This is a genomic window from Mycoplasmopsis columbina, assembly GCF_900660685.1.
Lineage (GTDB): Bacteria > Bacillota_I > Bacilli_A > Mycoplasmatales > Metamycoplasmataceae > Mycoplasmopsis > Mycoplasmopsis columbina.
On record NZ_LR215041.1, the window covers coordinates 566,370 to 580,145 of the forward strand.

17 protein-coding genes, 1 tRNA gene, 1 other RNA gene and 1 pseudogene are annotated in these 13,776 nt (G+C 25.3%); 13 read left to right on the forward strand and 7 right to left on the reverse strand.

Annotated elements, in window-relative coordinates; genetic code table 4:
• Positions 1-33: 33 nt before the first annotated feature.
• The gene (locus EXC37_RS02315; protein ID WP_006608756.1) at positions 34-849 is read right to left on the reverse strand and encodes a TIGR00282 family metallophosphoesterase; all 816 of its coding nucleotides are present in this window, start codon (positions 847-849) and stop codon (positions 34-36) included.
• A 110-nt stretch (positions 850-959) separates the two neighbouring features.
• Here EXC37_RS02315 and whiA point away from each other — a divergent pair, with 110 nt between their 5' ends.
• The 10 genes and pseudogenes from whiA to EXC37_RS02350 all read left to right on the forward strand — a co-directional run bounded on the left by whiA (position 960) and on the right by EXC37_RS02350 (position 6,141).
• Positions 960-1,796 (forward strand): DNA-binding protein WhiA, encoded by an 837-nt coding sequence (whiA, locus tag EXC37_RS02320; RefSeq protein WP_029891830.1) that lies wholly within the window; start codon positions 960-962, stop codon positions 1,794-1,796.
• Between the two features lie 12 nt (positions 1,797-1,808).
• A complete protein-coding gene (gene holA, locus EXC37_RS02325; protein WP_029891831.1) occupies positions 1,809-2,774 on the forward strand; it encodes a DNA polymerase III subunit delta in 966 nt (321 codons plus the stop codon).
• 9 nt (positions 2,775-2,783) lie between these two features.
• Positions 2,784-3,064, forward strand: an RNA gene (gene rnpB / locus EXC37_RS02330) — RNase P RNA component class B.
• A gap of 99 nt (positions 3,065-3,163) precedes the next feature.
• Positions 3,164-3,373, forward strand: coding sequence for a TdeIII family type II restriction endonuclease (locus EXC37_RS02335; protein WP_051660702.1), 210 nt, complete (start codon positions 3,164-3,166; stop codon positions 3,371-3,373).
• Between the two features lie 305 nt (positions 3,374-3,678).
• Positions 3,679-3,837 carry a hypothetical protein gene (locus EXC37_RS03235; protein ID WP_006608760.1) on the forward strand — a complete coding sequence of 53 codons (159 nt, stop codon included), beginning with the start codon at positions 3,679-3,681 and terminating at the stop codon, positions 3,835-3,837.
• A 284-nt stretch (positions 3,838-4,121) separates the two neighbouring features.
• Positions 4,122-4,331 carry a DNA methyltransferase gene (locus EXC37_RS03250; protein ID WP_006608762.1) on the forward strand — a complete coding sequence of 70 codons (210 nt, stop codon included), beginning with the start codon at positions 4,122-4,124 and terminating at the stop codon, positions 4,329-4,331.
• Positions 4,332-4,365: 34 nt separating this feature from the next.
• Positions 4,366-4,521, forward strand: a pseudogene (locus EXC37_RS03270) (DNA methyltransferase); the annotation flags it as partial.
• Positions 4,522-4,608: 87 nt separating this feature from the next.
• On the forward strand, positions 4,609-4,872 hold the full coding sequence (locus tag EXC37_RS03260) for a hypothetical protein (protein ID WP_006608763.1): 264 nt from the start codon (positions 4,609-4,611) through the stop codon (positions 4,870-4,872).
• A gap of 79 nt (positions 4,873-4,951) precedes the next feature.
• Positions 4,952-6,055 (forward strand): redox-regulated ATPase YchF, encoded by a 1,104-nt coding sequence (gene ychF / locus EXC37_RS02345; RefSeq protein WP_029891832.1) that lies wholly within the window; start codon positions 4,952-4,954, stop codon positions 6,053-6,055.
• A 12-nt stretch (positions 6,056-6,067) separates the two neighbouring features.
• Positions 6,068-6,141: transfer RNA gene (locus EXC37_RS02350), tRNA-Trp, on the forward strand.
• Positions 6,142-6,179: 38 nt separating this feature from the next.
• On the opposite strand, the gene EXC37_RS02355 is transcribed toward EXC37_RS02350, so the two are convergent.
• Genes EXC37_RS02355 through EXC37_RS02365 form a run of 3 tightly spaced genes read right to left on the reverse strand, consistent with a single transcriptional unit; the run spans position 6,180 to position 9,445 of the window.
• Positions 6,180-6,668, reverse strand: coding sequence for a 6TM ABC transporter family protein (locus EXC37_RS02355; protein WP_006608765.1), 489 nt, complete (start codon positions 6,666-6,668; stop codon positions 6,180-6,182).
• A gap of 52 nt (positions 6,669-6,720) precedes the next feature.
• The gene (locus EXC37_RS02360) at positions 6,721-7,350 is read right to left on the reverse strand and encodes a DUF402 domain-containing protein (protein WP_006608766.1); all 630 of its coding nucleotides are present in this window, start codon (positions 7,348-7,350) and stop codon (positions 6,721-6,723) included.
• A gap of 25 nt (positions 7,351-7,375) precedes the next feature.
• Complete coding sequence (locus EXC37_RS02365) at positions 7,376-9,445, reverse strand: MYPU_1760 family metalloprotease (RefSeq protein ID WP_029891833.1); 2,070 nt, start codon at positions 9,443-9,445, stop codon at positions 7,376-7,378.
• A 204-nt stretch (positions 9,446-9,649) separates the two neighbouring features.
• On the opposite strand from EXC37_RS02365, the gene rpmF reads away from it, so the two are divergent.
• A complete protein-coding gene (rpmF, locus tag EXC37_RS02370; protein ID WP_006608768.1) occupies positions 9,650-9,850 on the forward strand; it encodes a 50S ribosomal protein L32 in 201 nt (66 codons plus the stop codon).
• Positions 9,851-9,908: 58 nt separating this feature from the next.
• Positions 9,909-10,367 (forward strand): Sua5/YciO/YrdC/YwlC family protein, encoded by a 459-nt coding sequence (locus EXC37_RS02375; RefSeq protein ID WP_006608769.1) that lies wholly within the window; start codon positions 9,909-9,911, stop codon positions 10,365-10,367.
• Positions 10,368-10,405: 38 nt separating this feature from the next.
• On the opposite strand, the gene rpsR is transcribed toward EXC37_RS02375, so the two are convergent.
• The 3 genes from rpsR to rpsF are packed head-to-tail and all read right to left on the reverse strand — an operon-like array spanning position 10,406 to position 11,682.
• Entirely contained in the window at positions 10,406-10,696 is a 291-nt protein-coding gene (rpsR, locus tag EXC37_RS02380; RefSeq protein WP_006608770.1) for a 30S ribosomal protein S18, read from the reverse strand.
• A 19-nt stretch (positions 10,697-10,715) separates the two neighbouring features.
• A complete protein-coding gene (locus tag EXC37_RS02385) occupies positions 10,716-11,228 on the reverse strand; it encodes a single-stranded DNA-binding protein (RefSeq protein WP_029891834.1) in 513 nt (170 codons plus the stop codon).
• A 40-nt stretch (positions 11,229-11,268) separates the two neighbouring features.
• Positions 11,269-11,682: a 30S ribosomal protein S6 gene (gene rpsF / locus EXC37_RS02390; RefSeq protein ID WP_029891835.1), complete on the reverse strand. Its 414-nt coding sequence runs from the start codon at positions 11,680-11,682 to the stop codon at positions 11,269-11,271.
• A gap of 206 nt (positions 11,683-11,888) precedes the next feature.
• On the opposite strand from rpsF, the gene topA reads away from it, so the two are divergent.
• A complete protein-coding gene (gene topA, locus EXC37_RS02395; protein ID WP_029891836.1) occupies positions 11,889-13,754 on the forward strand; it encodes a type I DNA topoisomerase in 1,866 nt (621 codons plus the stop codon).
• Positions 13,755-13,776 lie beyond the last annotated feature (22 nt).

Sequence of the window (13,776 nt, forward strand, 5' to 3'; positions counted from 1 at the left end):
AAGCGGATTTGAATAAAAAAAATATTAAAAAAATTAATTTTCTTTAATATTTACTAATTCAATTTTATTATTCTCTTTGTCAATGGTATTAAATTCCATAACAACTGCATTAAATTGCGATTTATTTTTAGAAGTTACAAAACGTCTATTTTTGCCGTATCTCATTTTTTCATAGACTTCTTCGAAATTGGCGCCTATAGCAGAATCCATTGGTCCGCACATCCCGGCATCAGTTACATAACATGTTTTTCGTGGCAAAATATGTGCGTCATTAGTTTGAACATGTGTATGAGTTCCGGCTAGTCCATCAATTTTGCCATCTAAATATAAAGCTAAAACATATTTTTCACTTGTTGTTTCAGCATGAAAATCAACAAAATTAAAATCTGTTTTTTCTTCATAATTTAAAATGCTATCTATACAATCGAAAAAATTGTCAGCATAGTCCTGATTTCATGGAGTAAGAAGCTTGTTAAAAGTTATACCCATAAGAGAAGTAATTCTCAAAGATATATCTTCTTTTACTTTAACAATAATGCTTCCTTGTCCTGCATAACCTTTTGAAACATTTGCCGGTCTTACAATATCACTGTTATTAATTATTGTTAAAATGTTTTCATTGGCTCAAACATGATTACCTAAAGTAATAGCATTAACACCGGCAACTTTTAATTTTATATAGTCGCTTTCAGTTAAACCTTTTCTTCCAGAAACATTTTCACCTTGTGCAATGACGTAGTCTATTTCTTTTTCTTTAACTAAAGATGGTAAAAGTTTCTGAACTATTTTTATTCCCGGTTCACCAAAGATATCTCCAATGAATAAAATTTTTATTTTTTTGTTTTGCATATTTCTTTTCTACATTCATTTAAAAACGAATTTATAAGTCAGTAATTATTAATATAATTGTATAACTAACTAAGAAATTAATTTAAATTAACTTAAAATTAGAGGCATTTATGAATTTCACCTTAGAAGTTAAAAATGAAATTATAAACAAACAAAGACAACTTTCAAAAATTGAAGATTTTTTGAAAGGTTTTTTGTATGGTAAAGGACTTTTTGATTTAAATCAAAATATTATTTTTACAATTAAAAATAAAAATATTAGACAAAAAATTATTGCTTTCTTAGAATTGTTAAAAAAGAATTTTGTTCAAGATAAAATTAATATTTTGATTTTTCAACATCAGTTTAATTTAGACAATAAAATTAAAAATTTATCTAGTTTTTTTGCAGGACTTTTTTGTGCCTCTGGAACAATTAGTAATCTTGAAACTAGTTCTTATCATTTAGAAATTTCTTCTTTTTACGAAAGTTTTATTGATCAGGTTATTGAAAAATTAAATAACTATGATTTTAATTTTCAAAAAATTTATCGCAAACAAAAATATGTAATTTATATAAAAAGACAAGAAAAAATTGCTGATTTTTTAAAAGCCATTGAAGCAACAAATTCTTTTTTTAAGTTTGAAGATTCTAAAATTCAAAGAGATTATTTAAACAATATTAATCGAATTAATAATATTGATTTTTCAAATATTGATCGTATCGCATCAGCAAATAAAAAACATATAGAAAACATTGAATACATGTATAAAAATAATTTAACACATAAATTTAATGAAAATCAATTAAAAGTCTTTCAATTATTTTTAGAAAATCCCGGCGAAAGTTTACAAAGTATGGTTGATATTTTGAATGATAATGGTTTTAATATTTCCAAAAGTGGCTTAAATCACTGATTGATTAAGTTAAATAAAATAGTGATTGAAAACAAAAATAAAAATCTTTAATAAAATATAGACATGAGTAAACAAAATTTATATTTTTTTTCTAGCAGTGAGCCTTTTTTAGTGAATCGAGAAATAAAAAATTTATCTAAAATTTACAATTTAGATGTTGTAAATATTTTTTATGAAAAAAATGAAGACATAGAAAAAATTATTTTTGCTCTTGATAACGTGGATCTTTTTTTAACGAAAAAAATTTATGTTATCAAGGATTTAATTTTTTTTGAAAAATCTATTAATAAGAAAGATGAATTTTTAACTGAACAATTAATAAATGCTATTGAAAAAACAGAACACATTGTAATTTTCAATAATTCTAACATCCTTAAAGAGAAAGATATTTATCAAAACTTTTTTACTAAAAAACTTATTTCACAGATGAATATGAAAATAAAAATGTTGAATTCTTTAAATGAAAATGAATTGATCAATTTTGTTATAGACAAGGTAAAAGAAAATGGCGGAAGTATAAATTTTGTTAATGCTTCATTATTGATTTCTAAAACTGCTAACAATTTATCTTTAATTAATACAGAAATTGAAAAACTACTAAATTTTGAAAAAAATATTCAAACAGAAACAATAAATTCATTAGTTGAAACTATCAATATAGATGATCCTTTTGGTTTTGTAAATTCCATTGAAAGTAATGATTTTGCAATTATTTGACAAAAATATTATGAAAAACTTGTTTTAGGAACTCCTATTTCTATGTTGATTGCACAATTGTCACAACATTTAATTTTATGTCATCAAATTTATGCTTATTATTCTATAAATAAGAGTTTAGATCAATTGGCTAACGATTTAAAAATCAATATTTTTCGTGTAAAAAAAGTGAATCAATCTTTAAAAAAAATGGGTATTAAAAAGGTAAAACATTTACTTATTGCTCTTGCTAATTTAGATCATAATATTAAAAATGGTTTAATAGATGAACAAAAAGGTTTTGAACATTTTTTAATTAAATATTTTGTATAATTTTGCTATCACATTGGTCAACAGCTATTTGTATAAAATAGAGGAAAGTCCACGCTAACACAATCTGCGATGATTGTAGTGTTCATGCTGAGCCCAATAAGCTCAGGCCTAGACGACTAGTGCCACAGAGACGAGAATTGTGAAACGCGGTAAACTCCATGAGTTAGAAACCCAAATATTGGTAGGGGAACCCTTTCGATAGAATAATGAATTGACAAAGGGAACTAAAATTATTTTAGTTAGATAAATTGTTGACACCTTGCAAAAGGAACAAAACGTGGCTTATAGATGTGTTACCTCCTTTTTAAGGAGGTTTTTTATTTTCTTTAATTTTTATTTCAAAAATCAATAAAATAGAAGTATGAATAATTTAAAGACAATAATAACTTATGAAACATTCAAAAAAATTAGACAATAAAATTGCGTATGGTGAAAATTTATATACCACTTTAATTGAAAAAATAATTTATGAACCTCACAGATATGTTAGTAATTTTAGATTATCGAATCCAAAAGAGAAAATAATTCAAAATCTGTCACAAAGCAGAGAAATTAAATTTGGTGATTTTATTGAAGAAATTGCAAATTTATATATTTAGAAGAAAGGTTTTGAATTAATAAATAAAAAAACAATATTTTAGAGAAAACAATAGACAAATAATATATGATGGATTTTTCAAGAATGAAAATAAAATTTTTGTTTTAGAAATAAAAATTAGAGATGATCATGATAGCACAAAAAAGTTGATCAAATTCAAAATTTTTTTAGCAAAATTAAGTTAGCCATAGATTTATTTCCAAATTATAAAATAAATGGATGCTTTTGATTTATTGACGATTCTTTACATAAAAATAAAAAATTTTATTTAAGAGAATTCAAAATTATACATTTAATAATGTTGATTTGAATATCTATTATGGAAAAGAATTTTTTGACTTTTTAAACTATGAAAATACTTGATTTAAAATAATTTCTTATTTAAAAATGTACAAAAATGAAAATAAAAAAGAATATCTTGCTATTCCTGATTTTAAAACTAGTGAAAAATTTTGAAAACTTTAAAAAAAGCCTAAAAAAATTTTCGATTTTGTTTTTCCTGATACTCCATATTTTATGAAAATTCCAAAAGACAAAAAATTGTTACGTGTTGAAGGTAGTGAATTTAACAGATACGTCGATGAATGAGATCAATTCCCATCGATGGATAGTTACAAAGCATTTACTAAAAATAACTTTCTGAAGTTAGGGACTACTTAAAGATTATGGCGCAATTTATGTAATTTCAGGTATGCAATCAATTTATGAAATTGATTCAATTTTAAGAGAACTTGGTTTTTTAGTTATTAATGATATTGTTAAAAAAATCAAATTCTCTCCCAAATTTTGGGGGTAAACGTTTAAATAACAGGCATGAAACTTTAATTATTGCAACTAAAAATAAGAATTCAAAATTCACATTCAACTATAAAACAGGGAAATTCATCAACGGAGGAAAACAAATGGGATCTGTATGAACTTTCCTTGTTTGTTCTGGAAATGAAAGAATTAAAGATTAAAATGATAATAAGCTCATAACACTCAAAACCTGAAACATTTTTACATAGAATAATTACACTTTTTACTAAAATAGGTGGCATTATACTTGATTCTTTTGGTGACACAATGACAATAGCTGTTGTTGCAAAGCAAACAGGTCGTCAATATACAATGATTGATATGGACAAAAAATATTTAAAATATGGTTAGAAAAGAATTGATTAAACAAAAGAACAAATTGGTGATGTTGAAAAAGCAATATTTGACAGAAAACCTTTAAAAGTAAGCATGAAGGAAATGATTGAAAACAATTTTTTTACCATCGGAGAAGGTTTTTATACAATCAATAGTTATGAAACAAAATTAATGACTGTAGATGCTAAATTAGAATTTGATGGCATAGTTGAATCTATGCACGAAATAGCTGGAAAAATGCTTCATAAAACCATGAGATTTAATGCTTTTGATCATCTTTATGTTAAAAGAAATAATCAGTTTGTAAGCATTGATGAAATTAGAAACAATTATTGTCAATTTAAATTAGCAAATTCTCTAAATTAAGCTTTTTTAAAGCTTTTTTTATTTATTAAATTTATAATACAATATTGAAACTAAAATAATTAAAGTTAAAGGAGATAACATGTCATTAAAAGCGGGAATTGTTGGTTTACCAAATGTAGGTAAAAGTACATTGTTTAGTGCTCTAACTAAATATCAAGTTGAAGCAAGTAACTATGCTTTTACTACTATTGAGCCAAATATTAGCAGTGTTCCTTTAAAAGATCAAAGACTCTATGATTTAGCTAAAATAGTTAATCCTGACAAAATAGTCCCAGCAACTTTTGATTTTGTTGATATTGCTGGATTAGTTAAAGGTGCTTCTAAAGGTGAAGGTTTAGGAAATAAATTTTTAGGTAACATTAGACAAGTTGATGCAATTATTCATGTTGTGCGTTGTTTTGAAAATAAAGATATTATGCATGTACATAATGAGGTAAATCCTGTCGCAGATATGGAAGTTATTAACCTAGAATTAATTCTTGCTGACTTAGAAACTGTTAATAATGTAATCAATAGAATTAACAAAAAAGCAAAAAGCGGAGATAAGAGTGCCATCTTAGAGCAAAATTTAGCTATCAAAATTAGAGATGTTTTAGAAACTAATAATTTTGCGAATACTATAGTAAATAACCTAAATGAAGAAGAAATCAAAATTTTAAAAAGTTATCAATTATTAACAGCTAAACCAATGATTTATGTTGCGAACTTATCGGCTGAACAAATAAGTGATTATCAAAACGATCCTCTTTTTAAAAAATTAGAATCTTCCATAGGTGGAAAAAATAAAATTATTCCTATTTCTGTCCAATTAGAATCAGAAATTGCCCAAATGAATGATGCAGAAAGTAAAGAATGATTAGACAGTTATCAAATTAAATATAGTGGTTTAGATTATTTAACTAGAGAAACATTTGATTTATTAAATTTAAAAACTTACTTTACTGCTGGAAAAGTTGAAGTAAGAGCATGAGTTTATAAAAATGGAATGCAAGCACCACAATGTGCCGGTATTATTCATACGGATTTTGAAAAAAAATTTATTAAAGCTGATGTTATTAGTTTTGAAGATTTTATTAATTTAGGCGGAGAAAATGGTGCTAGAAACGCCGGTAAAATTCGAAGCGAAGGAAAAAATTATATAATGCAAGATGGGGATATTTGTCATTTTAAATTTGGTAAATAAACCTATTTTATTGGGGGTTTCGTATAATGGCATTACTGCAGTCTCCAAAACTGTTTATAAGGGTTCGAATCCTTTAACCCCCGCCATATGAAAACAAGGAATGCAATCTGCATTCCTTTTCTTTTTAAACATAAACAACTAATAAAGAAATTAAAACAAAAACCAAACCAAACAAAAACATTAAATAATAAATTAATTTATTTTTTTTAACTTCAAATTTATGCGAATTATCTAATTCATCATATTTTTCTTCTAATGTTTTTAATCTCAATTTTTGAATAGCAGTCATTTTTTTTAATTTTAATTCATTAATTTCACTTTTTAATTTATCCTTTTCTCTATTCTTTCTAAATTTAAAAAATGAATTAGCAAAAAAATTACTGTTTATTAAAAATCCAAAAATTCCTCCGACTAAATTTATAACTCCAAAAACTAACAAGGCATCACTATTAGATTGTTTCAATTTATATCTTTTTCCATCAGCTAACAATTTATCTTTATTAACATAAAAAATAATTAATGCTAAAGTTATTGCCAAAATTATGATTATTATTCAATAAATTATTCTTTTTAAAGTAAAAGATTCTTTTAATTTTAATTTAAATGAATTCATAATATTAATTATTACACACTAAGAATAAAAAAAGAAAGTTATTACACAAAATTTAATTTTGTTTAAACTTTCTATTTTTAAAAACTATTTTTGTTTTTTTAGCTCTGAAATTTTGACTTAATGATTTATCTTTCTTAGCTAAATTAATGTAATAATCAATAATTTCTTGACTATTATAATATTCTTTGTTGAGATGTTTATTAACTACATCTTCTAAAGCTTTTTCAATCCTATTTACCAATTCTAATGGATAGTTATATTTTTTTCTATTTTCATCAAATTCTTCTAAATCTACTATAGAAAGATTTTTACCAGGATATTTCTTAACATCAATATCAAAATCAATAAATTTAATCGTGTTGTCTTCATAAATTGGTTTAGAAGATAAATTTATGTAAATATAGTTATTCTTAGGTTTTAAAAGAACTAATGCATTAGACATTTCATTTTTAGGCAAAAATCAAATTACAGGATCTCTATATATTCAATCTCTTTTTTTGGTTTCAGCAACCTTAGTTTTAGATAAAAATAAAACATAATGTTGTTCTGTGTTTCTTAAGACTTTTACACCATTTCATTGTCTATATAGTTCTCCATTATACTTATATGCTTGAACATTGATAATAGATCCAAGCAAAGGAAAGACTATCTTCTTTTCTTGTTGATTGTTATTAGTATTCATAATTCATTATTTATTATATATTTAATTAATTAATTGTATTTATTTTTATTTGATAAGTTTGTTTAATTGGATCACTTATTTTAGAAATTCATTCGTATGTAGAATTTGTTTTATAGTAAGTATTTTGTTCCGCGTCCGAGTTAATTATAGGTCTTTTAGGCAATGGATTAGTATTGAATTCAGTAAATAATTCATTGTCTTGAATAATTTCATCATTGTTCAAATCTTTTCATAAACTAAGAGAACTATTTTTATCAATAGAATCAACTCTAAAATAGTCAGTATAGTAAGAAATATATTTTTGAGGTAAATCATCCAAAATATCATTTGGTTTAATTATTGCATTAGAAATTTCACTTTGTGCTTTTATAGGTTTATTCAAACCTCTAAAGTTAATTATAGGAATGTAATTAATTTTAGTTACAACTTTTTTGCCATTTACACTATAAACTAACCCTTTAAAATCATTTGAAGGTAAATAACCAGTCAGTCTCATATTATTCAAGTATTTTTCATCAGTTTTAATAGAAAAACTACTGTGTGCTCCATTTATAATGTTATAAACCGTTTGATTCTTCATTTGGGCAATAACTTTTCCATATCCCATTGATTCTAAAAATAATTTGTAAAACAATTTATAAAGCGGTGTTCGACTAGTTTCTTTGCCAGTTGCTTCATCTTTATCAACTAATTCATAGGCTCATAAGTTATTTTTAAAATTTTGTTTACTTGTGTTAGAAAATACTATACCATTACTAAAAACTCTAGATCAATCATTAACATAGGAATCATTTGAAAAAATAAGAGAATTTCCATTACTTAGATAACCTGAACCATAATAATTTTGAAAAATTTTAAAATTATTTTTTCCTTGAAAATAGTTAATGTTATACCTTTGATTTTCAAGAGGTGAATCATAGAAAGGAATATATGCATATTTGATTCATTCTCTAGGAATTAATTCAATAATAGAATAATAATAAGCTAAATTATCGGGTTCATAACTAGAAATTGCATAGTCAGAATTTTTTTCTCTATTGTTTGGTTTAAAGGTAATTTTGTTATTTGAGTTTTCTGCCAATATTTTTAATTTTTTTAATAATTCCTTGTAAACAGAATTATCATTAGTGTTTCCTAAGTCGAATAAATCTTTTGTATTTAATAAACGACCAATAAAATTAGAATTTTCAATTAATTTTCCATTATAAATTACTCCATTATTATCAAGATAATTTGGATCATTTTCTTTTTCATAATTCAAATAAAACTTAAATAGATTAACAAAATCTGAATAAAAATAACTTTCAGTTCCGGCAGGATTTTCTTCAGTACGATAAGTGAATTTAGTAAATGCATTATGTACTGGCGCATAATCTACATAAGAATTTGCTCAATGGTGAGTGTATTCATGAAAAAGTGTAGAAAAAATGTCTTTGACTTTTTGGGCTATTGTAAATCCTTTTTCAGCAATAATTGGAGTGCTAATATAAATTCTTTTTGAATTAGTATAGTAAACACCTTTTGATGTACCGTCAATAAAACGAGAATCATTTATATTAACTGAATCAAGAAAAATTGCTTCTGGTCCATATGATTGACGAGCATAAAAATAATTGGCTAAAAGTGCTAGACCGGGTTGTTTTAATAAATAACGTTTTTGATTAATAACTTCATTATTTCTTGAATCTTTTTCAACGTATGATCCATATGAATAGTCTCTAAACTTGATTCCTAAAATTGGATCAGTATACTCAATTGCACCTGAATCTTTTTCAATTGAAAAATATTTTTCTTTTAATCAATTATTTGGATCATTATTTAACTGATCAATTTTTTCCTTAACATCATTTGAATAAATGTAATTAGGATCATAATTAATTTTTAGAAAATCACTTTTTGTAACAACATAATCATCTTCTTCTTTTAATGGAGTAATAGTTAAATTACCTCTGTTGTTGTTTATTGGAGTAGTAAAAATTGAATTACCTAAAATGTAATTTGAAATTACTAAATAACCAACAATTCCTATTGTTCCAAGAGTTAAAATGAGACTAATGAAAATAATTCAATTTTTTTTGTTTCTCTTTTTTTTCATATTATTGATCCTAAATAATTCATTTTTTATATTTTTATAACAAAATATATTACTATTAATTTTATTTCTTAAATCAAAAAGTTTATATAGAAATTATTCATATTTTTGCTAGTTTAAAAATATTTTTTCATTATAATAGTAAAGAATTTATTGCGCATAAAAATTAAATTTAATAAATAAAAGTATACTTTATAAGGAGGACGTATGGCTATAGTTCCAAAACGTAAAACATCGAAACAACGTAAGCACAAAAGACGTACTCATCATGCTTTACCAGTTCAAAACTTAATTTCATGTACAAACTGTTCTCACATGATTCAACAACACACAGTTTGCTATTCATGTGGTTTTTACAAGGGACAAAAAGTTGAGGGCTACAAAAGTTTAGACTCACGTAGTGAATAATAATGAAACATATTCGTTTTAGTTCGAATATGTTTTTTATTTGTTAATATTTATTATTATGAATTTAAACACTATTTTTATTTGTGATACAGACACTGTTTGTGGTTTAGGTGGGCCTATTAATGATAATACTTTAAAGACTATTTTTGAGTTGAAACAACGTCCACTAAATAAAAAAATTATGATTTTAGTTGGTTCGATTGAACAGGCAAAACAATTTAAAGAATGAAACAATGAAGCGACCGAATGAGCTAAACAATATTGACCAGGAGCTTTTTCAATCATTGTTAACAATCAAGGTTTTAGAATGCCAAAATGTTCACAATTATGCCAATTTTTAATCGATAATGGTCCTATGTATGTCACTAGTGCAAATATTTCTGGATATTTACCAATTGAATTAAGTGAAGCTAAAAAAATTTTTCCTCAAGTTAAAAACATTTATTCTTTTAATTGTCAGAAAACTAATCAAGCAAGTGCCATTTATCATCTTGAAACTAAAAAATGAATAAGATAAAAAAACAGGAAATGTTTTCCTGTTTTTTTATCAAATTATTAGTTATTTGATGGTGTAGTTGTTGTGGTTGCTGATTTAACAACACGTACACGTTCTTTTGCATAAGGCATTAAAGCCATAAAACGTGCTCTTTTAATTGCTGTTGCAATTTTTCTTTGGTCTTTTGCACAAGCACCAGAAACACTTCTTGGTTTGATTTGTCCTGTGCCACTAACAAATTTGTTTAATGTTTCAACATCTTTGAAATCAACGTAATTAATTTTTTGTTCACATAATACACATTTACGACGTTTGTTGTAACCTGATTTTTTAGAATTTTTCTTAAACATAAATTCTCCTTAGTAATAATTAATCATCTATATCATCACCTGTTATTGGTGGTAATCTAAAACCGCTAATAAATTCGCTGTCTGATGTTTGATTTCAATCTTCGGTTTCACTGGCCATTTTAGGTGGAAGATTATTAGATTTTAATGGTTGTTTAAAGTTGTTGTTATAAGAATTATTTTGTGAATAAGAAGAATTTTTATTTCTTCTCATTTCTCTTACTTCTCTTGTTTCTAATGACATAATTGAATCAACAACTACGTCCAATGAACGAACTGTTTGCCCATTTTTATCTTGATATTGTGAGCTTTGCAATGAACCTTCTACTGAAACTAAATCGCCTTTTTGTAAGTAAGAATTAACATATTCAGCAGTTGATCTTCAAGCTATGAAAGGAAGATAATCTGTAATATCTGAATTATTAGAATTTCTACGATTAATAGCAATCACTCCTCTTACATATGGAACACCAGAAGGTGATTGAAAAAATCTTACATCATTACTAATTCTTCCTATTAGAATAACTTTATTCATGTTCATTTGCTCCTCCTATAAAACAACTTTCAAAAAAGAATTATTCTTCTGTTTTAACAGTTTTTACAACTCTAGGTTTTTTGTATTCTTTTTTTTCGTCTTTGTTTTCTGAATTTTGTGAATTTTCTTTTCTAAAAGGTAATGGTTTTTTAAAGACTTTTCTTTCTTTACCATATCCTTTTTCTGAAGTTAAATTAATTACTAATTGTCTTCAAATTTGTTTATTGATGTTTGCACGACGTGTAAATTCAGCAATTAAATGGCTTTCAGCATTAAGTTCAAATGATAAGTATTGCGCTTTATTTGAACCTTTAATTTCATAAGCTAAATCAGTCAATTCTAATTTTTCTGATTTAGTGATATTTGTTTTACCAAAAACTTCTTCAACTAAGTCAAAACCAACTTTAGTATCAGCTTTTGGGTCAACAATAACAAGAATTTCGTATTTTGACATATTTCTCCTTTTGGACATCAGGGCTAATTAGCCAAGGAGTACATTATTTATATACTCAGTGTTTATTATATATATAAATCTGATTACTAATAATATATATTTGAATATTTTTTTCAAACATTAACTTAGAAAAAAAATTTCATTATTTTTGTGCAAAATAAATTTTTTTTCTTAATTTTGCATTATTTTGTATATATTTTTAAAATATGCAAAAGTTAGTTATTGTCGAATCGCCAAATAAAGTGGCAACTATTAAAAAATATCTAGGAGATAATTATGAAGTTATTGCTTCTGTTGGGCACATTATGACTTTATCAACTAGTGGAATAATGGGATTAGGTATTGATTTAGAAAAATGAGAACCAAATTATGTTGTAGATAAGGCCAAAAATGAAATTGTCAAAAAATTAAAAAAAGCAGTTAAAGAAGCAGATGAAGTTTTAATTGCAACTGACCCTGATCGAGAAGGTGAAGCAATTGGAGATCATTTAGTTAATTTGTTAAAAATAAAAGATAAATATCATAGAATTAGATACAACGAAATTACTAAAGATGCTATTTTAAAGGCTATTAATAATCCTAAATTAATTGATGAATCTCTTGTAAATGCTCAAAAAGCTAGAAGAATGCTAGATAGAATAATTGGATTTAGATTATCAAAATTAATGAAACAAAAATTATCAAATTCGCCAACTAATCCTAGTGCTGGAAGAGTTCAATCAATAGCATTAAAATTAGTTGTAGATAGAGAAAAAGAAATTTTAGCTTTTATTCCAATTAAATATCACAAAGCAAATATAAAACTACAAGAAAATGTTAACGCACATTTATATCAAGAAGTACATCCTTCTGGTGAAAAAGATTGAATTTATTTAACAGAACTTGAAACCATTAAAGAAAAATTATATAAAAATCCTTATACTTTAAAAGTTTCAGAAATTAAACAAACTGAGAAAAAAATGCCGGCCATTACTCCTCTTAAACAATCAGCATTGTATAAAAAATCTCCTTATTCATCTGTAATTACGCAATCTGCTGCCCAAAAACTTTATGAAGGTTATGGAGATGGTGGTTTAATTAGTTATCCACGTACAGATAGTACAAGATTAAGTGAAACATTTCTCAGTGAAGCCAAAGAATATGTAAAAAATGAATATGGCGAAAATTACGTTTCACAAGAAATTAAAGGGGTTGCTGGCGATCAAGATGCTCATGAAGCTATCAGACCTACTGATATAAAATTAAAACCTGAAGCAGCAAAAGAAAAATTCAATTTAAATGATTGAGAATATAACATTTATAAATTAATATATGAACATACTTTGCAAGCCATAATTAAACAACCAATAAAATTAAATAAAGCTTACACTTTTACTAAAAATGACTTAGTTTTTAAAAGTACAGTAAGTAAAGTACTTTTCCCTGGGTACTATGTTGTTAAACAATTAAATGATGATGACGAAAGTAATTTATCAAATGATCCTGATTTTAAGTTAAATCAAGAAATTCAAATAAATGAAAATGATATAGAAATCACAGATCATGAAACACGTCCACCAGGAAGATATAGTGAAGGATCATTGATTGAAATGCTTGACAACATTAAAGTTGGTCGCCCTTCAACTTTTGCTTCAACTGTGAAAATCATTTTAGATCGTGAATATGTACAAAATATGAATGGTGCTTTACATCCAACTGAATTTGGTAAAACTGTTATTGAAAAATTAATCAATGGTTTTCCTGCCATTATTAATGAAGGTTATACAGCTGAAGTTGAAGAACAATTAGATTTAATTGCTGAAGATAAAATTGCCGTAGAGCCTGTTATGAATAGTTTTTATGAAAAATTTAGTGAATCATATGAAAATGCAAGTTTAACTATGGAACACACTACTATTGCACCAATTGTTTTAGAAGATAAATGTCCTGAAGATCAAGGCGATCTAATTATTAAAAATGGTAGATATGGCAAATTTGTTGGATGTAGCAATTTTCCAAATTGTACATATACAAAAAATGTCGAAAATAAAAAAACTTTTTATAGAAAAAAATATTTTTCTAAAAAAGCTTAATTAATGCAACATTGGTTGCATT